At 66.2% G+C, this 23,565-nt stretch carries 19 protein-coding genes and 1 pseudogene; 9 read left to right on the top strand and 11 right to left on the bottom strand.

The annotated features are described in order from the left end of the window. From QUE25_RS03980 to QUE25_RS03960, 5 genes are read right to left on the bottom strand one after another with little or no spacing between them, the layout of a single operon-like run. Window positions 1–696, bottom strand: coding sequence for an urease subunit gamma (locus QUE25_RS03980; RefSeq protein WP_286267783.1), 696 nt, complete (start codon window positions 694–696; stop codon window positions 1–3). Then, window positions 677–2,230: an ABC transporter ATP-binding protein gene (locus QUE25_RS03975; protein WP_286267781.1), complete on the bottom strand. Its 1,554-nt coding sequence runs from the start codon at window positions 2,228–2,230 to the stop codon at window positions 677–679. Before QUE25_RS03975 ends, QUE25_RS03980 begins: the two co-directional genes overlap by 20 nt. Next, a complete protein-coding gene (locus QUE25_RS03970) occupies window positions 2,223–3,071 on the bottom strand; it encodes an ABC transporter permease (protein ID WP_286267780.1) in 849 nt (282 codons plus the stop codon). Before QUE25_RS03970 ends, QUE25_RS03975 begins: the two co-directional genes overlap by 8 nt. Further along, window positions 3,061–4,101: an ABC transporter permease gene (locus QUE25_RS03965; RefSeq protein WP_286267777.1), complete on the bottom strand. Its 1,041-nt coding sequence runs from the start codon at window positions 4,099–4,101 to the stop codon at window positions 3,061–3,063. Before QUE25_RS03965 ends, QUE25_RS03970 begins: the two co-directional genes overlap by 11 nt. Further along, window positions 4,098–5,684: an ABC transporter substrate-binding protein gene (locus tag QUE25_RS03960; RefSeq protein ID WP_286267775.1), complete on the bottom strand. Its 1,587-nt coding sequence runs from the start codon at window positions 5,682–5,684 to the stop codon at window positions 4,098–4,100. Before QUE25_RS03960 ends, QUE25_RS03965 begins: the two co-directional genes overlap by 4 nt. A gap of 296 nt (window positions 5,685–5,980) precedes the next feature. Here QUE25_RS03960 and purD point away from each other — a divergent pair, with 296 nt between their 5' ends. Together purD and purB are read left to right on the top strand one after the other, a co-directional pair. Beyond that, window positions 5,981–7,213 carry a phosphoribosylamine--glycine ligase gene (gene purD, locus QUE25_RS03955; protein ID WP_286268487.1) on the top strand — a complete coding sequence of 411 codons (1,233 nt, stop codon included), beginning with the start codon at window positions 5,981–5,983 and terminating at the stop codon, window positions 7,211–7,213. A 13-nt stretch (window positions 7,214–7,226) separates the two neighbouring features. Continuing rightward, on the top strand, window positions 7,227–8,660 hold the full coding sequence (gene purB / locus QUE25_RS03950; protein WP_286267773.1) for an adenylosuccinate lyase: 1,434 nt from the start codon (window positions 7,227–7,229) through the stop codon (window positions 8,658–8,660). Window positions 8,661–8,759: 99 nt separating this feature from the next. Here purB and QUE25_RS03945 read toward each other — a convergent pair whose 3' ends face one another. Both QUE25_RS03945 and QUE25_RS03940 read right to left on the bottom strand, forming a co-directional pair. Next, a complete protein-coding gene (locus QUE25_RS03945; protein WP_286267771.1) occupies window positions 8,760–10,088 on the bottom strand; it encodes a hypothetical protein in 1,329 nt (442 codons plus the stop codon). A gap of 59 nt (window positions 10,089–10,147) precedes the next feature. After that, window positions 10,148–11,164 (bottom strand): DUF2207 family protein, encoded by a 1,017-nt coding sequence (locus QUE25_RS03940; protein ID WP_286267769.1) that lies wholly within the window; start codon window positions 11,162–11,164, stop codon window positions 10,148–10,150. A gap of 232 nt (window positions 11,165–11,396) precedes the next feature. Here QUE25_RS03940 and QUE25_RS03935 point away from each other — a divergent pair. From QUE25_RS03935 to QUE25_RS03915, 5 genes and pseudogenes are all read left to right on the top strand, one after another. Then, window positions 11,397–12,531, top strand: a pseudogene (locus QUE25_RS03935) (phosphoribosylaminoimidazolesuccinocarboxamide synthase). Beyond that, a complete protein-coding gene (purQ, locus tag QUE25_RS03930; protein WP_286267768.1) occupies window positions 12,528–13,202 on the top strand; it encodes a phosphoribosylformylglycinamidine synthase subunit PurQ in 675 nt (224 codons plus the stop codon). The pseudogene QUE25_RS03935 and the gene purQ overlap by 4 nt, the downstream one beginning before the upstream one ends. Before the next feature lie 119 nt (window positions 13,203–13,321). Further along, complete coding sequence (purL, locus tag QUE25_RS03925) at window positions 13,322–15,577, top strand: phosphoribosylformylglycinamidine synthase subunit PurL (protein WP_286267766.1); 2,256 nt, start codon at window positions 13,322–13,324, stop codon at window positions 15,575–15,577. Between the two features lie 91 nt (window positions 15,578–15,668). Further along, entirely contained in the window at window positions 15,669–17,006 is a 1,338-nt protein-coding gene (locus QUE25_RS03920; RefSeq protein WP_286267764.1) for a M20/M25/M40 family metallo-hydrolase, read from the top strand. Between the two features lie 141 nt (window positions 17,007–17,147). Continuing rightward, window positions 17,148–17,987 (top strand): hypothetical protein, encoded by an 840-nt coding sequence (locus QUE25_RS03915; protein ID WP_286267762.1) that lies wholly within the window; start codon window positions 17,148–17,150, stop codon window positions 17,985–17,987. 104 nt (window positions 17,988–18,091) lie between these two features. Here the strand turns inward: QUE25_RS03915 and QUE25_RS03910 are convergent, their stop codons facing one another. The 4 genes from QUE25_RS03910 to QUE25_RS03895 all read right to left on the bottom strand — a co-directional run bounded on the left by QUE25_RS03910 (window position 18,092) and on the right by QUE25_RS03895 (window position 20,820). Beyond that, window positions 18,092–18,373, bottom strand: coding sequence for a DUF1540 domain-containing protein (locus QUE25_RS03910; RefSeq protein WP_286267760.1), 282 nt, complete (start codon window positions 18,371–18,373; stop codon window positions 18,092–18,094). Window positions 18,374–18,665: 292 nt separating this feature from the next. After that, complete coding sequence (gene rpiB / locus QUE25_RS03905; RefSeq protein WP_286267758.1) at window positions 18,666–19,139, bottom strand: ribose 5-phosphate isomerase B; 474 nt, start codon at window positions 19,137–19,139, stop codon at window positions 18,666–18,668. Between the two features lie 58 nt (window positions 19,140–19,197). After that, entirely contained in the window at window positions 19,198–19,839 is a 642-nt protein-coding gene (pdxH, locus tag QUE25_RS03900; protein WP_286267756.1) for a pyridoxamine 5'-phosphate oxidase, read from the bottom strand. A gap of 18 nt (window positions 19,840–19,857) precedes the next feature. Next, the gene (locus QUE25_RS03895) at window positions 19,858–20,820 is read right to left on the bottom strand and encodes a C-terminal binding protein (RefSeq protein ID WP_286267755.1); all 963 of its coding nucleotides are present in this window, start codon (window positions 20,818–20,820) and stop codon (window positions 19,858–19,860) included. A gap of 163 nt (window positions 20,821–20,983) precedes the next feature. Between QUE25_RS03895 and purF the strand changes: the two genes are divergently transcribed. Further along, window positions 20,984–22,414: an amidophosphoribosyltransferase gene (purF, locus tag QUE25_RS03890; protein WP_286268486.1), complete on the top strand. Its 1,431-nt coding sequence runs from the start codon at window positions 20,984–20,986 to the stop codon at window positions 22,412–22,414. Continuing rightward, complete coding sequence (gene purM / locus QUE25_RS03885; protein WP_286267753.1) at window positions 22,411–23,466, top strand: phosphoribosylformylglycinamidine cyclo-ligase; 1,056 nt, start codon at window positions 22,411–22,413, stop codon at window positions 23,464–23,466. The genes purF and purM overlap by 4 nt, the downstream gene beginning before the upstream one ends. Window positions 23,467–23,565: the final 99 nt, after the last annotated feature.

The raw sequence follows: 23,565 nt of genomic DNA, 5'->3' as shown, positions 1-23,565 counted from the left end.
TCAGGCCTCCTTGGTCTGGTCGGCGTCGCTATCGGTGGTGGTGGCGGACGAGGGGAGCGGACCGAGGTCGCCGCCGTCGGTCTTGCCCAACTGCAGGCCGGGGACTTGCCGCCGTCCGCGGATGGTGACCGCCTGCACGGTGCGCGAGACTCCCGGTTCGAAACGGTGCGAGGTGCCGGCCGGGATATCCAGCCGGAAACCGAACGCCTTGTCGCGGTCGAAGTCGAGAGCGGAGTTCGCGTCGGGCAGATGAAGATGCGAGCCGATCTGCACGGGTCGGTCGCCGGTATTGGTGATGGTCAGCTCGATGCGCTCGGCAGGGGACCGATCGGCGTTGAGCTCTACGGTGCCGGGACGTACCCGGACAGCTCCGGGTCCTTCGGCAGCACCGGTCGCGGCGATGGGGTGGTGCAAGGTGACCAGCTTGCGTCCATCGGGGAACATCGCCTCCACCTGCACCTCGGTGATCAGGTCGGCGACGCCGGGCATCACGTCGTCGGGGCCGAGTACTTCGCGTCCCAGTTGCATGAGCTCGGCCACGCTGACCCCCTCGCGGGCGCGCTCGATGACCCATGAGGTCAGGATGGCGATGGCCTCCGGATAGTTCAGCTTGATGCCGCGCGCCTGCCGGTCGCGGGCGACGATGCCGGCCAACGCCAGCATGAGCCGTTCCTGGTCACCTGGTGTGAGATGCATGGTCGAACTCCTTGATCTCGGTTTGTTCCTCGGTTGGACGCAATACTGGGCCGTCAGGGGTGGCTGTCATGGTCCACCGGAGGTCGGCGAACTCATCCAACGCCGACTGGTCGTGTGAGATCAGCAGCACCCCGATACCCCGTTGGTCGGTCACTTTCCGGACGCGGGCCAGCACATCACGGGCCGTCTCGGCGTCCAGCATCGCGGTGATCTCGTCCAGGATCAGATAGTCGGGCCGCAAGGCGAGCGCCCGGACGATGCAGGCTCGCTGCAACTCCCCCCCGGATACCTGATCGGGTCGGCGGTCGAGCAACTCCGGCGCCAGGCCGCACCATCGTGCGGCCTGGTAGGCGTCGATCTCAAGCCCTGCAAGCCTGGCGGGGAGTTCGATCGCCTTGGCCAGGCTCATCCGCGGATCCATCGCGGTGAATGGTTGTTGGGAGACCCAGCCAACCCGGCGACGCACGGCGGGAGCCAGTGTCAGCCCGGCGCCGTGCAATGGCCGGCCGTCGAGTTCGATCGTCCCCTCATCCGGGGCGACCAGCAGCGCCATCATGGACGCCAGCGTCGACTTGCCCACCCCGGAGGCTCCCGCCAGCCCGACGATCTGCCCGCGCGGCAGATCGAGATCAAGCGAACGGACGATCTCGCGTCCGCTCAGCACGCGAGTGACGCCACGAGCCGTCAGGCTGCGATCTGGCGCCTGGGCGGCGACGGTGCCCGTGCGGCGGATGGCTGGGCGTGATGCGATGAGTTGACGGGGATCACCATGCGCGGTGATCGCACCGTCTTTCATGATCGACACGACGTCGCCGTAGCGGCGGGCGAGCTCGGCCTCGTGAGTGATGAGCAGCACGCTGTGGCCGCTGTGCGCGAAGTTGGCGAGTGCCCTCACCAGGATCGCCGCGGACTGGGCGTCGAGCCCCGAGGTGGGCTCATCGGCCAGCAGCACCGGCGGGTGCCCGATCATTGCCGCCACCAGGCCCAGCCGGCTCAGCTGGCCGCCCGACAGCTCGTGCGGATAGCGGTCGAGCCATTCGACCTCGGCGCCGGCCGCCCAGCACAGCTCGCGGATGCGCTGCTCATCGTCCGAGCTCGCCAGGTGGGGGTGGACGGGCAGCAGCCCCGACCTCGGCGAGACAACCCGCATCGCCTCGCGAAGCTGGCTGCGGAGCGTCCTGGTTGCGGTGAAAGCGGTCACCGATCCTTGGATCGTGGTGCCGATCACCCGGCCGAGAACCCGGGAACGGAAGGCACGCGACGAGAGCGTCATCAGGTCCCAGTGGTCGTCGCCGTGGACCAGGTCGATCCGGCCGCTGCGGCGCGCGGCGCGCGGCACCATACCGGTGAGCGCGTTGATCACGGTGGTCTTGCCGGCTCCCGAAGGCCCCAGCAGCACATGGAGAGCACCGGGCTGCAGGTCGAGATCGACGCCGTTGACCGCGGGATGGTTCCCGAAGCTGACCCGCAGATCGCGGATCGTCACGACGGCCCCCGGATGGCCGTGCGGTGACAGCGGCGCATGCTCAGCCATGGTGCTGCTCCTTCGGCTTGATCAGCGCGGTGATGGCCACGGTCGTGACGACCAGCAGGCCGGCCGGAGCAGCCAGCGTCCACCAGCTGCCGGTGAGCAGCGCCTGCTGACCGAGGTTGAGCAGCGAACCCAGCGACGGTTGATGGGGCGGAAGACCCAGCCCCAAGAAGGTGAGCGTCGACTCGTGCCAGATCGCGTGCGGAATCAGCAGCCCGAACGCCACACTCAGCTGGTTGGCCAGCCGCGGCAGGGCGTGGTAGCGCAACAGTTGTGCGCGGGTGAAGCCCTGGGTGATGGCCGCACGGTAGTGATCGCGCACCCCGACGGCAAGCATCTCCGCGCGGGTCAGCCGTGCGCTCTGCGGCCAGTGCGTGAGCGCGACGACCATGATGATCGCCAGCAGGGAGCCGCGGAAGGTCGCCGCGATGACGATGCCCAGCAGCAGGTGCGGCAGGGAGTTGAAGCCGTCGACGACCCGCATCGTCCAGCGGTCGAAACGCCCGCCGATCAGCCCGCAGGTCACCCCGACCGCCGAGCCGATGACGATCGCGCTCAGCGCGCCCACCAACGCCACCAGGATCGAGATCCGCAGGCCGTAGGCACAGCGGACGAACAGGTCGCGGCCGGCCAGGTCCGTACCGAACAGGTGAGCCACAGACGGTGGTTGAGCGCCGGTCTGATAGGCGACATCGGTCAGCGGAACCACGTTGACCAGCGGCACGACGATCGCATACGCCATCAGCGCCGCCACGGTGAGACCGGCAAGAAGTCGAGGCCAGGTGACCCTCTGGAGGATCTGCCCGGCGACGGACGCTCTCGGCAACGTCAGTTCATAGCTCATGAGGATCCGTCCTCGGATCGAGCCAGACGAGTGCCACATCGGCGAGCAAGCCGCCGATCAACGCCATCGCGGCCAACAGCATCGACACGACGCCCAGCAGCGGAAAATCTTGCGCCAGCGCCGCGCTCACCAGGGATTGGCCGAGCCCCGGCCAGGAGAAAATCTGCTCGACCAGCACCGAACCGGCGATCACCTCGGTCAGCCGGGCGCCGGTGATTGCCAAGACCGGGATCATCGCGGTGGGCAGGATGTGGCGCGCGAATACCGTGCGCTCGGGCACGCCACGTAGCCTCGCCGCCCGCACCCCAGGATCCCCGGACGCCTCCACCAGGGCCTTGCGCAGATGCAGGGTGATCCACGGCAATTGCCCGATCGCGACGGCAGTCACCGGCAGGATCAGGTGCCGTACGGTATCGGCGATGCCACCGGGCATGCCCGGGGTGCTGATCCCACCGGCAGGCAAGGCCCGCAGGCTCAACGAGAAGACCGCGATCAGCCCCAGTCCGATCAGGAACGGCGGCACCGCGGAGACCACCCACATCACCATGTCGAGCATTCGGGAAACCAGCCGACCAGGACGCCTGGCCGCCACCACCGCCAGCGGAATCGACACAGCGAACCCCAGCAGCAGGCCTCCGCCCATCAGCAGCAGGGTCCACGGTAGCCGGGCCGAAACCACATCGGCGACCGGCATCCGTGCCGACATCGAATACCCGAGGTCACCGGTCACCAGACCTGCGAGCCAACGCAACCAGGTCTGCCACCAGGGCAGTTGCGCGATGGCCTGCTCGACGCCCTGGCGTCCGGCCCCGCTGGTGAACTCGTCCTGCGAGCCCAGGAAGGCCGACGATGCGTCGGCCGGCGACAGCTCGGCCAGCGCGAACACCAGGAGGCTCAGCGCCACCAACAGCGGCACCAGCCAGCCGAGCCGGCGCAGGATCAGGCGCATGATTGCGGCCGGGCGGCCGCGGCGGATGGCTTCGGCAGGCTTGCGTTCTCGCCTGGGCGTAACAACGGCTGTCGCGCTCATCGCCAGCTCGCCACATTCCACCAGGGGCCCCAGGCGATGCCGTGCTCATGGGGCTCGACCACGTGCTCGATCGGGGAGTACTGGTCGAGGTTCCGGGCCACATAGGTGTGATCGAGGGCGAACAAGGTCACCGAAGGGGGGTCGACTACCAGCAGCATCTGCAGCTGCTGGTAGTCGGCGGCGCGAGCGTCCGGGTCGGCTTCGGCACGGGCCTGATCGAGCAGGGCGTCGACCGCCGGGTTGCGGTACTGACTGGCATTCGAGTACGGATCGTTCGGGTCGAAGTCCGCGAATGAGGAGTGCACGGTGGTGTAGAGCTGGGTGTCGGGGTCGTAGGGCACGTCGCCTCCGCCGAAGACGAATGCCGTGGTGGCGAGCCTCTGCTTCGCCTGCGGCCGGTCGACCGCGAGCAGCTGCACCTCGATGCCGAGCTTCGCCATATCGGACGCGAACGCTTGCGCGAGATCGCGGCGCACGGTGTCTTCGGCGAAGTACATCAACTCGAATGAGAAACGCATGCCGTCCTTGGCGCGCACGCCGTCGCTGCCCGGCGTCCATCCGGCCGCGTCCAGCAGGGCGGCGGCTTGTTGCGGGTTGTAGCCAAAGGCAGCATCCGCGTTGTAGGCCGCACCGAACGACGGCGTGATCGGGGTACTGATGGCTTGGCCGTGCCCGGCGAGGATGCCGTCGACCATGGTCTGCCGGTCGGTGCCCAGGTTCAGCGCAATGCGCACATTCGGGTCCTGAAAGATCGGCTGGCTTTCGGGAAGGGTGATGCCGCGGTAGTCGCCGGACGGATTGACGAAGGTCTCCAGCCCCTGCTGCCCATTGAGCTGGTTCGCGACTAGGGAAGACAGCTGCGCACCATCGAAGTCGCCGGAAAGCAGCCGTTGCGCGCGGGCATTCTCGTCGCTGACGAAGCCGATGTAGATCTGCTCGATGAGTGGTTTGCCGGCCCAGTAGTCGTCGCGGGCGGTCAGAGTCATGGAGGTGCCCTGCTGCCAGTTGGTCAGCGTGTAGGGGCCGGTACCGACGGGCTCGCGGGCAAGCGGTGAATCAAGGATTGATCCGCCGACCGTCTCGGCGGCGGGAATGCCCAGTGTCAGCAGCACGGGGAAGCCCGCGTAGGGCGTGGCAAGGTCGAAGACGACAGTGGACGAGTCGCTTGCTCGCACAGAGTTCACCAGTTCATAGTTGCCGCGCAGCGGGGAGGCCGTCGCCGGGTCGAGAACCGCCTGGTAGGCGGCCACGACATCGTCTGAGTCGAAGGCCGAGCCGTCGCTGAAGGTGACGCCGTCGCGCAGGTGCACCGTCCATTCGGTCAGATCGGCGTTGGAGACAGGCATCTCGGTGGCGAGCTCGGGCTCCAGCCCGTCGGCTCCGACGGCGACCAGCGAGTCGTAGAACTTCGACGTGATCGAGAAGGTGTATTCCAGCGGGTTGAGGGTCTCGTACTCGTTGGTCTCGGCCAGGCGTAGCGCCGTCTCCGGTTCGGCTGGCTGCGGCGAGGTGGTCCCGGACGCCTGGCAGGCTGTCACGGTGAACACCGTCACGGCAGCGACCAGGAGTGTCGGGATGCGCATACTGAGTCTCTTCTTTGCGGGAATCTGCCAACCTCGACGGTAGCAAGTGGTCATTACATGGCGGTTACGTTCACCGGTGCGGGCTGTCAGGCGATCTCGGTTCGTGGATCGGCCGTGCTTTGGAGCATATCGGTGATGGTGTTGATGCCGAGACAGACGGTGCGCAGAGCGCGGCGGGTGCTGAGACAGAAGGTGCGCAGAGCGCTGCGTGCCTGGTTCCGCACCGAAGCACGTGGCTGGTCACCGCCGCGGACCACTAGAGTTGCAGCGTGAGCGCAGCCCAACTTGGTATTCCGTTGACCGTTCTGGTGGTGGGATCGGGGGGACGAGAGCATTCCCTGGCCCTGGCCATCTCGCATGATCCGTCGGTTGAGGCGGTGCACATCGCCCCCGGTAACCCCGGCACGGCGGCGGTCGGCACCAATCACCCGGTCGATCCGTGTGACCCCGAGGCTGTCAGCGCCTTGGCCGACGAGGTCGGGGCGAATCTCGTGGTCATCGGGCCGGAAGCGCCCCTGGTTGCCGGCGTCGCCGACGCGGTGCGGGCCAAGGGCATTGCCTGCTTCGGCCCGAGCGCGGCCGCCGCCCAGTTGGAAGGTTCCAAGGCGTTCGCCAAGCAGATCATGGCCGAGGCCGGGGTGCCCACCGCGGGTTATCGCGTCTGCCGGACTCCCGCCGAGCTGGCAGCTGCTCTCGACGAATTCGGTCCGCCCTATGTGGTCAAACATGATGGCCTTGCCGCCGGTAAGGGGGTGCTGGTCACCACCGACCGCGACGCCGCACTCGAGCATGGCGCAGGCAGTGAGCAGGTGGTCGTCGAGGAGTATCTCGATGGCCCCGAGGCCAGCTTGTTCGTCATCACCGATGGCACTGATGCCCTGCCGCTGCAGCCCGCTCAGGACTTCAAACGTGTCGGCGACGGCGATGCCGGGCCGAACACGGGGGGCATGGGGGCCTACACTCCGCTGCCTTGGCTCGCCCCCGGCACCGTCCAGGAAGTGATGGACACGGTCGTCACCCCGACCCTGGCCCGGATGCGCGTACTCGGCACCGCTTTCGCCGGCCTGCTCTACGTCGGCCTGGCCATCACCAAGGCCGGGCCACGAGTGGTCGAGTTCAACGCCCGGTTCGGTGACCCGGAGACCGAGGTCGTGCTGCCGCTGCTGCACACGCCGCTCGGCCAGGTGCTCTATGCCGCGGCCACCGGATCGTTGGCTGAGGTCGGCCGGCTTGGCTTCGATGATCGGGCTGCGGTCTGTGTGGTACTCGCTGCGAAGGGCTACCCGGGCTCGCCGCGCAAGGGCGGCCACATCAGCTTGCCTCCCGAAACCGACCGGGTGCACGTCATCCATGCGGGCACAGCGCTCGACGCCGACGGACGACTGACCGCCAACGGCGGTCGCGTCCTGGTGGTCGTGGGTATCGGCGATGATCTCGCAGATGCCCGCGCGGCCGTCTACGAGCACATCGCCAAGATCGACTTCCCGGACGGATTCTGCCGCTCCGATATCGCCGCCAAGGCCATTTGACAAGGAGAATCAGTTGACTATCCCGAACGTGCTGGCCAACCGCTATGCGTCCGAGCAGATGCGCTCGATCTGGTCGCCGATCAACAAGATCATCGCCGAACGCAAGCTGTGGATCGCGGTGCTGGAGGCTCAGCGGGACCTCGGTGTCGAATTCGGCGGTGACGACCCCGACCAAGTGATCGCTGACTACCTCGCCGTCGTCGATCAGGTCGATCTCGATTCCATCGCGGCCCGCGAGCGCATCACCCGCCACGACGTCAAGGCACGCATCGAAGAGTTCAATGCGCTGGCCGGTCACGAGCACATCCACAAGGGCATGACCAGCCGCGACCTCACCGAGAACGTCGAGCAGATGCAGGTGCTCGAGGCGCTGAGACTGATCCGTTCCCGAACGGTCACCGTGCTCGCGCGGCTTGGTGAACTGGCCGCCCGTTACACCGATCAGCCGATCGCCGGACGCAGCCACAACGTGGCCGCGCAGGTCACCACCCTCGGCAAGCGGTTCGCGACCTGCGCCGACGAGCTGCTGATCGCCCATGCCCGCCTCGATGACCTGATCGGACGCTATCCCGCCCGCGGCATCAAGGGTCCGGTCGGCACCAGCCAGGACATGCTCGACCTGCTCGGCGGTGACCTCGCCAAGCTCGACGAGTTCGAGACGCGGATCGCCTCCGGGCTGGGATTCGGGCAGGTGCTCGACTCGACCGGCCAGGTCTACCCGCGCTCGCTCGACTTCGATGCGATCTCCGCACTCGCCCAAACCGCGGCCGCGCCGTCGAATCTGGCCACCAGCATCCGGCTGATGGCCGGAAACGAGCTGGTCACCGAGGGATTCGCGGAGGGTCAGGTGGGCTCGTCGGCGATGCCGCACAAGATGAACACCCGCAGCTGTGAGCGAGTCAACGGGCTCGCCGTGGTGATCCGCGGCTACCTGTCGATGATCAGCGAACTGGCCGGCGACCAGTGGAATGAGGGCGACGTCAGTTGCTCGGTGGTGCGGCGCATCGCACTGCCGGACGCCTTCTACGCGCTCGATGGGCTCTACGAGACCTTCTTGACCGTCTTGTCCGGGTTCGGCGCTTTCCCAAAGGTGATCGCCGCCGAGCTCGATCGCTATCTACCCTTCCTGACCACGACGAAGGTGCTGATGGCCGCGGTCCGCAAGGGAGTCGGACGCGAGGACGCCCACGAGGCCATCAAACAGAATGCAGTCGCCGTCGCCTTGGAGATGCGTACCACCGGTGACCGGACGAATCAGCTCTTCGACCGGCTGGCTGCCGATTCGCGGCTCGGATTGAGCCGTGAAGAGCTGGATCATCTGGTCAGCGCACCGCTGGAGTTGACCGGGGCAGCCGCCCGCCAGGTGGAGCGCGTGGTGGCCAAGATCACTCCGCTGGTGGACGCCGATCCGCAAGCGGCCGCGTATCAGCCCGGGACAGTTCTCTGAGGCTTAGGGCACACCCCTGCAGACGGCACACCCTCTGCAGACCTCAGCGAGCGATCCCGCAGGCAGCCTCCTGGTGGACGAGCGGCGCCGGCACCGTGATCAGGACACCAGCCTGATCACGGGAGTGTCGCCCGACAGGTCCAGACTGAAGTAGCTGGTCCGGGTGGCGGTATAACCGTCGAACTTGCCGCGGCTGCCATCGTCCAACTGGCCCTCGCCGGCCGCGATCGTCTGGTACCGCAAGGCGAAGGTCTGCGTGTAGGCCTCCGCTGCGGTCCACCCGGTGGTCGGCACGGTGATCTGGGAGGCAGGATCTTCCGGCGACAGCGTCCAGGTGATGGTGCCGTCCACCGCATGCCCGTTGGAGAAGGTCATCGCCCAGTTGCAGGTGCCCGGGGAGGCCTTCGCCGCCACGCAGCCGTTGAGGATCTCGCGGACCTGATCGACGACCTGCTCTTGCACCCCGTCGGCAACGATCAGTTCAGCGTCGATCGACGTCTGCCCGCCGGTGAAGATGTCAAAATCGGCCTGGCTGGGCGCGAACGAGAGCAGCGCGAGTTCGGAACTCGCGGTGTAGCTTCCTGGCAGGGCGCTCAGCGTTGTCGGCCCCGGGCCAACCGCGATGCCGTTGATCTGCACCGACTGGCCGTTGCCCAGGTTGATCTGGCCGAGGACGTCGGCCCCTTCCACTTTCCAAGTGCCGTCGATCTCCTTGACATCCCACTGAACGACTCGCGTCGTGCCGTTGATTTGGACGCTGGCCTGATGGCTGTAGCCGCCACCCGACTTGCTGGACACGAAGTTCGGGTTGAAAGCGAAAGTGTTCGGGTTGTTCGCTATTGCCGCATCGGTCAGCAGCGGCTGGCCGTCGACAGCAATCGAACCCGGGTCGAGGTAACTGAGCGCCGCGGTTGCGTCGCCTGCCTGAAGCGCGGTCAGCAGGCCATTCATCGCGGCCTGGCTGTCGCGCTCATCATTGCGTGAGGTGAACCAGTTGAAGAAGAGATAGCCCCCGATACCGAGGACCACTGCCACGATGACGATGACGGCGATCAGGCGGCGCCGCTTGAGTTTCTGGGGATCCTGCGGCCGGTAGGCACCCGCGAACCGGCGCTGCTGCCCGGGACTGCAGGCAGTCGAGTCGGCCAGCGCAGGACCCTGCTGGCCGGGCTGCTGCGCAGCGTAGTAGTTGTAGCCCGGCTGTCCGGTTTGACCGAAGCCTGGTTGTGCGGCCGCCGGCTGGCTGGGCCCCTGCTGGGCGAAACGGGGTACATAGCCTGCAGGCTGATCGGCGGGGCCGTCGCTTCCCGAGATGCCTCGGCCATATCTCCTCGAGCTGTCCGGGTCGTAGCCGCCCGGGTTCTGACCGCTGTGGCCAAAGGTGCCGGACGGCTGGCCCCGGCCGGGATCGTTCGGCGGAGTGGTCATCGTTGCGCCTCCTGTCGTTCGCAGCGAAAAGCTTAGTCCGGTGGGGGAACCCGGCCCGGCTAGGCGGGGGTCGCCACCCGTTGGGCGTGCCCGCGTCCGTTGGTCTTGCGATTGACCACCGTGGCCACCTCCGTTGCGATCTTCCGGGCGTCGCCATCGACCTGGTGCCCGGCTTCCGAGGTGAGCCAACTCAGCTGCAGCTCGACGTGCTGGCCCCACTTGGCGGCGCGCTGCAACTCGTCGTCCACGGCTGTCGCCAGCTTCGTCTCGGCGCCGAAGCCGATCGCCCACGGCAGCAGGCGGCTGAACTCGGCGCCGGCAGTGACGACGGCGATCTCTTCGGGCTGCAGGTCATGCAGCGCCGACTTGAGTTGCTCGGCATGGGTCAAAGCCGTGACGCCAGCCGGCGTGTGTGAGCTGCGGGCCCGCCCTTTCGAGGCCAGTAGCACCCCGGCAGCGACGACACCCAGGCCGCCGATCACGCCGCGGAAGTCGTTGGTGGCGGCCCAGTCGATGAGCATGAAAGCGGTCGCCAGTAGTCCGAGCACCAAGACCAGCGCTCCGATCCACCCCCACCGGGAATGGCGGCTCTTGGCGTCGGTGAGGAACCAGCCCTTCGCCCGGACCTCTTCGGACACGGCGGTCCGCGCCTGCTCAAGGGGTTTCGCCGGGTCTCGGGCGAGCTGGTTGAGCAGGACCGAGCCGTTCTCGAACGGCCGGGTGAGCAGTGCGTGTTCGTAACCGAGCAGCGTCGCGTCGATCGGCTTGACCGTACGGTCGAGCTGCCAGGTGGACCGCCCGGAGGCTGTGGTCGTGGGCGTGATGGTGAGATAGCCGCGGGCAGCCAGGTCGAGCAGCGTCAACTTGAGGTCACGGTCGCTGACTTCGCCGTCGATGAGCGCGCCCAGCATGCCCGGACGCAGATCGGCGGGGGGATTGAGGCGGGACTCCGGTTCGAGAAGACCGACCCGGATGGCGGCCTGAGCGTGTTCGGCAGGGGTGCGCTGGGCCAGCACGACAGCAACGGCCGCGGCCAGGGCCAGCAGGCCTGCAGCCAAGAAAACGAGCTCGAGCACCAGTGGACCCTCCTTGACGCCAACTCTAGTGGCCGGCTCACAGGTGGGTCCGGCCGCCACTCCGGAGCAGCTCCCGTTTGGCGGACCACCGGCCGGCCGTGCCTGGTCTTCTTCACTTGACGCCGAATCGAGCGAAAACCGCCATTTGGATCGATCCAACGCCCCAACTGAAGAAGATCAGGCACGGTGAACGCGGAAGACCCATGCGGGAACGCGCCGCTAGGCTGGCGATGTGAGCCAATACGGGAATCTCGGGTTGCCCCTCATCCATGCCGGCAAGGTGCGCGAACTCTATGCGTTGCCCGATCCAGGCCAGCTGCTGATGGTGGCCACCGACAACATCTCCGCATATGACTACGTGCTCGACACCACGATCCCGGACAAGGGCATCGTCTTGACTCAGCTCTCGCTGTGGTGGTTCGATCAACTCTCCGGTCTGATCGACAATCACCTGATCTCCGCCGACGTCCCGCAGGAGGTCGCCGGGCGGGCGATGATCGTGGAGAGCCTCGACATGGTGCCGATCGAGGCGGTGGCCCGGGGCTACCTCACCGGCTCGGGCTGGCTGGAGTACCAGGCGAGCGGCATGGTCTGCGGGGTCCCGCTGCCGGCTGGACTGCATGACGGCTCACGCCTGGAGACGCCGATCTTCACCCCGGCCCGCAAGGCCGAGTTGGGCGAACACGACGAGAACATCTCCTACGAGACGATGTGTGCCGAGATCGGTGAGCAACTCGGCGCCCGGCTGCGGGATGCCACGCTGGCGATCTACGCCCGAGCCGAGCAGATCGCCCGCGAGCGGGGGATCATTCTGGCCGACACGAAACTGGAGTTCGGCCTGCGCGCCGATGGCACGCTGGTGCTCGGCGACGAGGTGCTGACGCCCGACTCGTCCCGCTTCTGGGATGCGCAGGAATGGTCGCGCGGCAAGCTGGCCAGCTTCGACAAGCAGTACCTGCGCGATTGGCTGGTGCACGAATCGGGCTGGGACCGCACGACTGACACCCCGCCTCCCGCACTGCCCCCCGAAATCGTGGCGAAGACCCGTGAGCGCTATCTCACCGCTTTCCAGCGCTTGACGGGTCGCGAGCTCAAGCTCGGTTAGGCGATAAGCTGCCGGTATGACACGAGTAGTCGTCGACGTGATGCCCAAGCCCGAGATCCTCGATCCTCAGGGCAAGGCAGTGACCGGATCGCTCCAGCGCCTCGGCTATCAGGGCCTGACGGTGCGTCAGGGCAAACGCTTCGAGATCACCGTCGAGGGGGAGTTGACCGACGAGCGGATCGACCAGATCCGCGACGCCGCCGAGAAACTGCTCGCCAACACGGTCATCGAGAGCTTCGACGTGCGGGTGGAAGAGTCGTGAGCCGCATCGGCGTCGTTACCTTTCCGGGCTCGCTGGACGATCATGACGCCTTGCGGGCGGTGCGCCTGTCGGGTGCCGAGCCGGTGTCGTTGTGGCACGCCTCCGACTCCCTCGACGGGGTGGACGCAGTCATCCTGCCCGGCGGCTTCAGCTACGGCGACTACCTGCGCTGCGGAGCGATCGCCCGCTTCGCCCCGATCATGGACGAGGTCGTCAGCGCCGCGAACAGCGGAATGCCCGTACTCGGCATCTGTAACGGTTTTCAGGTCTTGTGCGAGTCCCATCTGCTGCCCGGGGCGATGATCCGCAATGAGCGACGCAAGTTCGTTTGCCGGCAGCAGAAATTGCGGGTGGAGAGCACCGACACCGTGTGGACCTGCGATTTCACCGTCGGCCAGCAGATCACCATCGTGCTGAAGAACGGCGAGGGCAACTACCAGGCCGACCCTGCGACCCTGCGCAAGTTGGAGGACAACAACCAGGTCGTCTTCCGCTACATCGACAACCCGAACGGGTCACGCAACGACATCGCCGGCATCACCAATGAGCGTGGCAATGTCGTCGGTCTGATGCCTCACCCCGAGCACAGCGTCGAGGCACTCACCAGTCAGACCCGTGACGGACTGACCTTCTTCACCTCGGTCCAGCACTTCTTGGCGCTGACCGCCTGATCGGTACCGGCTCGCGGTTGCGCCGGCGACTCGCATGCGCAATCGCCGGGCCGTTGTTGCACATGGCCGCAACTCGATCACCGCGTGAGGAGCGTGGCGCGCTCGGCTAGCCTTAGTACGTGGTCGACACCGTGCAGAATGCCCGTGAAACTCCGGACGCCGAGCAGCCGTGGGCAGCCCTCGGGCTCAAAGAAGATGAGTACCAGCGAATCCGCGAGCTGCTGGGACGCCGGCCAACCGGCGCCGAACTGGCGATGTACTCCGTCATGTGGTCGGAGCACTGCAGCTACAAGTCCTCGAAGATCCATCTGAAGCGGTTCGCAGCACTGCCGCAGACGACTCCGCGCGGTGCGCTGTTGGCCGGCATCGGAGATAACGCCGGTGCGGTGGACATCGGCCAGGGCTATGCGATCACCTTCAAGTCGGAGTCACACAACCATCCGTCGTTCGTCGAGCCCTACCAGGGGGCGGCCACCGGTGTGGGCGGCATCGTCCGCGACATCCTGGCGATGGGCGCCCGACCGATCGCAGTCATGGACGGACTGCGGTTCGGCCCGCTGGAAGCCCCCGACACCGCCCGTGTGCTGCCCGGAGTCGTTGCCGGCGTCGGCGGCTACGGCAACTGTCTTGGACTGCCCAATATCGGCGGCGAGGTCTACTTCGACGCCACCTATGCGGACAATCCGCTGGTCAACGCGCTGTGCGTGGGCGTCATGCGGCATGAGGACCTGAAGTTCGCCAAGGCGACCGGGGTTGGCAACAAGGTCATCCTCTACGGAGCGTCGACCGGCGCCGATGGTATTGGCGGCGCGTCGATCCTGGCCTCGGAGACCTTCGACGATTCCAAGCCGTCGAAGCGTCCGGCCGTGCAGGTGGGCGACCCCTTCATGGAGAAGCTGCTCATCGAATGCACCCTCGAATTGTTCTCCGCGGGCGTCGTCACGGCATTGCAGGACTTCGGTGCCGCGGGTATCTCGTGTGCGACCAGCGAGTTGGCTTCGGCCGGCGACGGCGGCATGCACTGTGAGCTCGATCTGGTGCCGCTGCGCGACTACACGATGAGCCCCGAAGAGATCTTGATGAGCGAGTCCCAGGAACGCATGATGGCGATCTGCGAGCCGGACGACGTCGAACGGTTCATGGAGATCTGTGCGAAGTGGGATGTGCAGGCCACGGTGGTCGGCGAACTGATCGAGGGTAACCGGCTGTACATCGACTGGCATGGTCAGCGCATCGTCGACGTCGACCCCCGCACCGTCGCCCACGAGGGACCGACCTACGACCGCCCGCAGGGCCGCCCGGACTGGATCGACGCGCTGAACGCCGACCACGACAACCATCTGCCGCGCTCCAGCGAGGGCCCCGAGTTGGCATCTCAGCTGCTCAGGCTGGTCGCGTCGCCGAATCTGTGCGATCGCAGCTGGGTGACCGATCAGTACGATCGCTTCGTGCGTGGCAACTCCGTGCTGTCTCAGCCCGATGATGCCGGCATGGTGCGCATCGACGAACTCACCAACCTGGGTATCGCACTGGCAACCGACGCCAACGGCCGGTACTGCCAGCTCAATCCCTATCTGGGTGCCCAGCTGGCATTGTCCGAGGCCTACCGCAATGTGGCGGTCTCGGGTGCGCAGCCGGTCGCGGTGACCGACTGCCTGAACTTCGGTTCGCCGGAAGACCCCGAAGTCATGTGGCAATTCGTGGAGGCCATCAAGGGGCTGGTGGATGGCTGCCGGACCCTCGGCGTGCCGGTGACCGGCGGCAACGTGAGCTTCTACAACCAGACCGGCGGACGCAATATCCTGCCCACCCCGCAGGTGGGCATCCTGGGCGTCATCGACGATGTGCGCCAGCGCATCCCGATGGGCTTCGCGAAGCCGGGGGACAGCGTCCTGCTGCTGGGTGAGACCAAGGAAGAACTTGGGGGTTCGGCCTGGTCGGAGACCATACACGGTCATCTCGGCGGCCTGCCGCCGTTCCCCAACCTGGACGCCGAGCAGGCGCTCGCCACAGTGATGATCAAGGCCGCCAAGCAGGAGTTGCTCGGCGGCGCCCATGACCTGTCGGAGGGCGGACTGGCGATTGCGCTCACCGAGTCCTGCCTGCGCCGCGGCTACGGTGCGACCGTGACGCTGCCCCAGGGCCTGGACGCCACCGCGATGCTGTTCAGCGAGACTCCGGCCCGCGCCCTGGTGTCGGTGCAGCGACCCAAACTGGACGCATTCCGTGCGCTGTGCGCCGACCACGGCGTCCCGGTGGCCGATATCGGCCTGGTCAACCGCGAACGCGAGCTGACCGTGGAGGGATTCTTCTCGCTGCCGCTGGACGAGATCCGCGAGGCCTGGGCGGCGCCCATCCCGGCCGCCATGGCCTGAGCGCAGCCGCCGCCCCGGCGCGAACCCGTCGGTGACCTTGGTGCCGCGGACCAGACGCAACCTCGAAGCCGGCGGGAGTAAGGTCAGGATCATGGTTGATGTTGCCACGATTCGTGAACGCGCTCAGGCTGTGCTGCCGTCAGTGACCGAGGATCTGGTGGGGCTGGTGGCTATTCCGTCGGTCAGCTCGCAGCCCGAGCATGCCTCCGACATGCAGGCGATCGCCGAACGGGTCGCACACCATCTGCAGGAACTCAACTGCGATCGGGTGAAGATCGTCAGGGCCGGCGGTCAACCCGCGGTGATCGCGCACTTCGACGTCGATCCGAGCAAGCCGACGGTTTGCCTCTACGCGCACATGGACGTCCAGCCCACCGGCGATCCGACGCACTGGTCGTCGGATCCGTTCAAGGCCGAGCGTCGTGGCGACCGGCTCTACGGACGCGGCACCGCCGACGACAAGGCCGGCGTGGCCGCCCATCTGGCGGCGCTGCGGGCCTTCGACGGCAAGCCCCCGGTGAATGTCATCGTCCTCATCGAAGGCGAAGAGGAAATGGGCTCACCCACCCTCGGACGCATCCTCGCCGACAACGCCGATGATCTCGCGGCAGATCTCTACATCGTTGCCGACTGCGGAAACTGGGGTATCGGCCAGCCGGCCTTCACCACCAGCCTGCGTGGAGTCGTCGATTGCGTTGTCGAGGTCCGCACCCTGAGCCACGCGATCCACTCCGGTGAGTTCGGTGGCGTGGTGCCGGACGCCCTGACCACCTTGTGCCGGCTGCTGGCGACCCTGCACGACGAGAACGGCGATGTTGCCGTCGAGGGCCTGGTGAGTAGCGAGGACACCACAGTCGAGCAGACCGCCGAAAGCGTTCGGGCCGATTCCGCGGTGCTCGACAGCGTTCAGTTGATCGGCAGCGGCCCGATCGCGGCCCGTACCTGGCTGAAGCCCGCCATCAGCGTGATCGGGCTGGACACCACGCCGATTGCGGCCTCGTCCAACACCCTGATCCCGGTCGCGAAGGCCAGGATCTCCCTGCGTATCGCCCCCGGTGACACCGGAGTCAACGCGCTGGAGTGCCTGCACAAGCATCTCGAAGCCAAGGTCGAATGGGGAGCGCAGCTGGTCATCACCGATGGTGAAGCGGCCGAACCCTGCCGCACTCCGCTGCCCGACGATCTCGAAGAAAAGGCCAACTGGGCATGGCGGGAGGCCTTCGGCGTCGATCCGATGCAGATCGGCACCGGCGGCACCATCGGCATGATCGCCGAGTTCCAGACCACATTCCCGCGGGCCGGTGTCCTGGCCACTGCGGTCAGTGATCCGGACTGCCGCATGCACGGTATCGATGAATCGCTCTACGTGCCGGACTGGGAGGCGGTCTGTCTGGCCGAAGCCCTGTTGCTGGCGGCCTTGGCGGAGTAGCGCTCGAACCGGTGTGGTCGGTGGAGACTAACACCGGCAATAGAAAACAAGAAACTTGCGGAAATATCTGAGACCGGCTTTCCTTTGACGTCATCTGAGCCTAGCCTTGCCTAAGACATAGATGAGAGGGGTTCGCCACAGATGACCGAAAGTGTCCCTGTCGAGGCGATCGACTGCGACCGAACCGCCCGCTCGATGACCGAGCGCATCCTGCGAGGCGCCGGGAACCCGGCCATACTGGCCTACCGGTGTACTCCGATGATCTCTTGTGATGCCATGGTTCATGGCATCTCCCGTAGCGGCAAGCTGGTCGTCGCGGCCTGCCCGGGTGAGGACGATCCGCTCTGGCAGATGGAATGCGGGGAGCGCTTCAGCGTCCGCCTGGACATCACCAAGGAGTCGCCGGAAGTGCAGTTCCGCTTGGTGGCGGCCACCGTCCATCTGCTGGGCGAACTGGAGTGGCAGCCCGACTGGATCACCGATGAGCTGATCGCTGCGGGCGAGTTGCCTGACACGGTGTCGGCCATCGCCGGCGCTCCCAATGGCCGCCTGGGCGTGGTCGAGGCCGAGCGTTGCCTGATTCACGACAGCGCCGGCGTGCATTGCTTCGGCTTCGATGAGCTGCTCACCGAAACGGTCGAGCGAGCCTTTCCCTCCGCCGAGGACGAGTTCGACGCGCACCACGTGGTGATGGCGCTGAGCGACGACTCGCTACGCGGGATTCGCGATGCAGTGCTGAACGGATCCATCGGGGGACGCCTGTGCGCCCGGAAGTCCGCGCTCGGCGGCTGCCCCCACACGTGGAATCAGGTGCTCTGCGCCGACGTCGACCGCACCGGCATCACGATGCTGACGGTGGAGCCGACCGAGACCTACTCCGTGTTCGCGGCCTTCGAGCATGAGGTCTCGACGCTGGACGATCTGTGCCGCGAAGTCGAGGGACTGGTCGACAGCGCACCGATGCGCTTACCGCACATCTGAGCCGCTCCGTCACAAACGAGAAGACGCGTGGGTCCCCGCTTCGGCGGGGACCCACGCGTCTCACGTGAGCTGGTTCAGCTCACGTCCCTGGGCCGGGTGATCAGTCAGCGAACCTGGTAGCTGAGGCACTCCGCATCGGCGCCGGCGATATCGATCGACTCGGCGGTGCACATCAGATCGGAGTTGTGCACGCACTCGAGACGCTGGCAAGCGCCGACCTGGCCGTTGTTGGTGGGCAGGCCGCCGCGGGCGTCGAGAGTGATGAAGGTGCCGCAGGAAGCCTTGGCTCCCTGGCCGCCGACGGTGATGGCGAAGGCCGTGCAGCCGTCGTGGTTGAAAGCGCAAGAGGTGGTGGTGCAGGACTTGATGGCGGTGATGGTGCTCATGATCGGCCCTTTCTGGATTCGGGAATCCTCTGTCTGATATTCCAAAGAATAGGAACCGGAATAGTCACCGACAAGCCAGCCAAGGCTCGCCTTCGATGCGCCGGCGAGTTCTTATACCCGCTGTTCATCACAGGGTCGGCGCGACGACATCCCTTGTCAAAGGGCATTCATGGAATATGAGAAAATAAAACAACGCCGCGATTCTCTTAATAGAGCCGCGGCGTTGTTTGGGTTAGGCAAAACCTCTATTGGGGAACCCTGTGCGAGTTATGAGAAAACCCTGTGCCCCAATTCAGCCTTGCGCGATGGCGAGCTCCTCGTCCTCGATGGCTGCGATCTTGTTGAAGCGGTCGTTGAATTCCTGGTCGACCAGACCCTTGAACTCGGTGCCGAGGAAGGCGTCCACGATGGCCTTGGCCATCTCGGGCCCCACCACGAACGCGCCGAAGGCGATGATCTGTGAGCCATTGTTCTCGCGGGTGTGGCGAGCGGTGAACGGTTCGGAGCAGACCGCTGCACGAATGCCGCGCACCTTGTTCGCCGAGATCGAGATGCCGATACCGGTGCCGCAGATGAGCACCCCGCGCTCGACCTCGCCGTCGCGGATCGCGTGAGCGACCTTGCGCGCGTAGGTGGCAGAGTACTCGGGCTGCTCGCCCTCGCCCGGTCCGTAGTCGACGACCTCGTGTCCCGAGGCGATCAGGTGATCAACGATGATGCCCTTCAGGCCGTAGCCTGAACCGTCACTTCCTATTCCGATTTTCATGCCTCGATTGAACCATCGCAATGCCCGGCACCCCAGCGCCGACGGCCTTCGGTTGCGCCTACGGGGCCAGGCGTTCGCTGATCCAGTGGCCATCGCTGAGCCGGTAACGGATGCGGTCGTGCAGCCGGGATTTGCGTCCCTGCCAGAATTCCCAGTAGTCGGGTATCAGTCGGTAACCACCCCAGTTCTGCGGGCGCGGTGGGTTAAGCCCGAAGCGGGAGGCATATCGGGCGGCATTGGCCAGCAGTACCCCGCGATTGGCGATTACCTGCGATTGGGGCGACGCCCAGGCCCCGATCCTCGAATCGAGCGGACGAACTGCGAAATAGGCGTCCGATTCTTCGGCGCTGACCTTTTCGACGAGGCCTTCGATGCGGACGACCCGTTCCAGCTCCACCCAATGGAACTGCAGTGCGGCCTGGGGATGAACCGCCAACTCCTGAGCCTTGCGCGAGTCGTAGTTGGTGTACCAGACCAGACCGCGCTCGTCCGCGTCCTTGATCAGCACCACGCGGGTGGATGGGCGACCGTCGGATCCCACAGTCGCCAGCGTCATGGCGTTGGACTCGGTGACGTTCTTCGATTTCTCGGCGTCGGCAAGCCAACGCAAGAACAGGGCCAATGGCTGGGCGGTCGCGTCCGCCTCGTCCAATTGGCCCTGCTCGTAGCTCTTGCGTTGATGTGCTAGATGCCGCTGCATGTGCACAACATTAGGAGATCACTTCTTGCGCGGCACCACGATGTTCTTGCACTCGCGTCCCTTGAGCACGTCGATGACGTTCTGCATGGTGCGGCGCTTGAGCTGGAAATAGGACTCTTCGGAGTAGTACGCGGCGTGCGGGCTCAGGATGACGCGGTTGAGCTTCAGCAGCGGGCTGTCGGCAGGCACCGGCTCGATCTCCAGCACGTCCAGGCCGGCGCCGCGCAGTTTGCCCGACTCGACAGCGCGAATCAGGGCGTCTGTGTCGATGACGCCACCGCGCGCGGTGTTGACGATGATCGCGCCGTCCTTCATCTTGGCGAAGGTCTCGTCGTTGAACAGGTGCTTGGTTGCCGGGATCAGCGGGACGTGCACGCTGATGATGTCGCTGGTGGCCAGCAGTTCGTCCTGGCTGACGACCGGGAAACCGTCGACCTCGGTGGTGCCCTGCGGGATCATCACATCGCAGACCTGGGTCTGGAATCCAAGACCGCGGGCCTTGTTGGCGCAGGTTTGTCCGATCGCGCCGAAGCCCAGCACGCCGAAGGTCTGGTCGACGAACTGATGGATCGGCATCGCCGTGGCGAGGTCCATGGTGGACTTGCGGGCCAGCGCATCCAGGGTGGACAGGTTGCGGGCGACGGCCAGCGCCAGCGTGATCGCATGATCGGCCACTGACTGGGTGCCGTAGTCGGGCACGTTCACCACGACGATGCCGCGTTGTTCGGCTGCATCCAGGTCGATGGTGTCGACACCGACCCCGTAACGGCCGATGACCTTCAGCTCGGGCAGCAGGTAGTCCATGACCTCTGCCGTGATATCGGCGTACTGCACCAGCAAGCCGTTGGAGCCCTTCACCCGCGGATCAAGACCGGCGTCCTTGCCGCCGTGAATGATCTGGAACTCGACGCCCTCGGCCTCGGCGACGCCCTGCTCGATTGCCCAAGAATCGTGATCGAGATCGGTGATCGTTACGCGCATCTCTGGTTTCCCTTCATCGTTGAAAACGCGATGCCCATTATCCCATATCCTCTAGCGAATACCGAAGGCGCCGACCTGCGATACGTGGGCCTCGTCCGGCCACTGGCTGCGGTGGTCGCCTGCCCGGAGGCCGCGATAGGATCGCTCAGTGACGTCACCCGGAATGACTGACGATCTGCCGCACGAAGAATGCGGGGTTTTCGGGGTCTACGCGCCCGGCGAGGCCGTCTCGAAGCTCACCTACTACGGGTTGTTCGCCCTACAGCACCGCGGCCAGGAGTCCGCCGGCATCGCTGTGTCCAATGGCAAACGCATCATGGTCTTCAAGGACATGGGCCTGGTCAGCCAGGTCTTCGACGAGGCCACGCTGAGTTCTCTGACCGGGCATCTGGCCATCGGGCATGACCGCTATTCGACCACCGGTGCGTCGGTGTGGCAGAACGCTCAGCCCACCTTCCGGCAGATCGGTGGTGGCGGACTGGCGCTGGCCCACAACGGCAATCTCACCAACACCGATGAGATCGAGGAGCTGCTGGCGGCGGCCGAACAAGAAGATGTCCCGCACAAGGACAAGATGGACTCCTCGAACGACACCGCATTGATCACGGCGCTGATGGCGAGCTATCCGGATGGGGAGCCCATCGAGCAGATCGCGCTGGACGTGTTGCCCAAGCTGGCCGGTGCCTTCTGCCTGGTGTTCATGACCGAGACCGCGCTGTATGCGGCCCGCGATCGCAACGGGGTTCGTCCGCTGGTCTTGGGACGACTGGAGAACGGCTGGGTGGTGGCCTCCGAGACCGCCGCGCTGGATATCGTCGGCGCGACATTCGTGCGCGAGGTCGAGCCGGGGGAGTTCATCACGATCGACTCGGCCGGGCTGCGCAGCCGTCGCTTCGCGGAGACCGACCGCAAGGGCTGCCTGTTCGAATACGTCTACCTGGCCCGTCCGGATACGAAGATCGCCGGGCGTCCGGTGCAGCCCACCCGGGTGCAGATCGGCCGGCAGCTCGCCATCGAGTATCCGGTGGAAGCTGACCTGGTCATCCCCGTGCCCGAATCGGGCACCCCGGCCGCGCTGGGTTACGCACGCGAATCCGGTATCCCGTTCGGTATGGGGTTGGTGAAGAACTCCTACGTCGGACGAACCTTTATTCAGCCCTCGCAGACGATCCGTCAGCTCGGCATCCGGCTCAAGCTCAATCCGTTGCGCGAGGTGATCGCCGGCAAGCGGCTGGTGGTGGTGGACGATTCGATCGTGCGCGGCAACACGCAGCGCGCGCTGATCCGGATGCTGCGGGAGGCGGGGGCCAGAGAGGTGCATGTGCGCATCAGCAGCCCGCCGGTGGAGTGGCCTTGTTTCTACGGCATCGACTTCGCGACTCGCGCCGAGCTGATCGCGCCCGGGCTCAGCACCGAAGAGATCGCGCAGGCGATCGAGGCCGACTCGCTCGGCTACGTCAGCCTGGCCGGGCTGCACATGTCGGTCGGGCTGGATGCCAGTCAGCTGTGCTCGGCCTGCTTCGACGGAAAGTACCCGATTCACATTCCCCACGGGGCGGCGGCCGCGCTGGGCATCGACCAGGAGAACGCATGAGCCAGTCCGCCTACGCCCGCGCCGGGGTTGACATCGAGGCCGGCGACCGTGCCGTCGAATTGATGAAGAGCCATGTCGCGCGGGCCACCCGGCCCGAGGTGATGGGCGGGCTGGGCGGCTTCGCCGGCTGCTTCGACGCCTCGGCGCTCAAGGGATACCGGCGTCCGGTGCTGGCCACCAGCACCGACGGGGTGGGCACCAAGGTCGCCATCGCGCAGGCCATGGGCATCTACCACACCGTCGGCTGGGACCTGATCGGCATGCTCGTGGACGACCTGGTGGTCTGCGGTGCCGAACCTCTGTTCGTGACCGATTACATCGCCTGCGGACATGTGGTCCCCGAGCGCATCGCCAGCATCGTGAGCGGGATCGCCGAGGCGTGCGTGGCGGCCGGGGCGGCACTGCTGGGCGGTGAGACCGCGGAGCATCCGGGGCTGATGGGACCCGACGATTTCGACATGGCCGGCGCCACGGTCGGCGTGGTGGAGGCCGATGAGATGATCGGCGCCGAACGGGTGCGTCCAGGCGACGTGGTCGTGGCGATGGCGTCGTCCGGCCTGCATTCGAACGGCTACTCGCTCGTGCGCCGGGTTTTGCTGGACGAAGCCGGGCTGAGCCTGGAAGCGTCGATCCCGGAGCTGGGCCGCACCGTCGGCGAGGAACTGCTGGAGCCCACCAGGGTCTACGCGCTGGACGCGCTGGCCTTGATCCATGGCGTCCAGGTGCACGCAATGAGCCACATCACCGGTGGTGGGCTGGCCAACAATCTGGCCCGCGTGCTGCCCGGCACAGTCACCGCGCATCTGGACCGGGGAGCGTGGACGCCGCCGGCGATCTTCGCGCTGGTGCAGCGGTTGGGGCAGGTGAGTCAGCGCGATATCGAGGCGACCCTCAACATGGGTGTCGGGATGGCGGCGGTGGTGGCCCCCGAGGACGCCGACGCCGCCGTGCAGCTGCTGGCCGACCGCGGCGTGGACGCCTGGATCTGCGGCGAGATGGTCGCATCGTCCGCCGAGGATCCGCGGGTGGAGCTGGCTGGGCAGCACCGCTGAAACAGCTGTTCTCCCCGGTTCAAGGGTTGCCGGTCGGTTCTCATTATTCGCAAGGGTGAATCTGCCTGTCGGACTGGGATCGGTGGCCGATGCCACGGT

The sequence above is a fragment of the Brooklawnia propionicigenes genome (assembly GCF_030297015.1).
Lineage (GTDB): Bacteria > Actinomycetota > Actinomycetes > Propionibacteriales > Propionibacteriaceae > Brooklawnia > Brooklawnia propionicigenes.
This window is presented reverse-complemented; position numbering and strand designations above follow the sequence as displayed.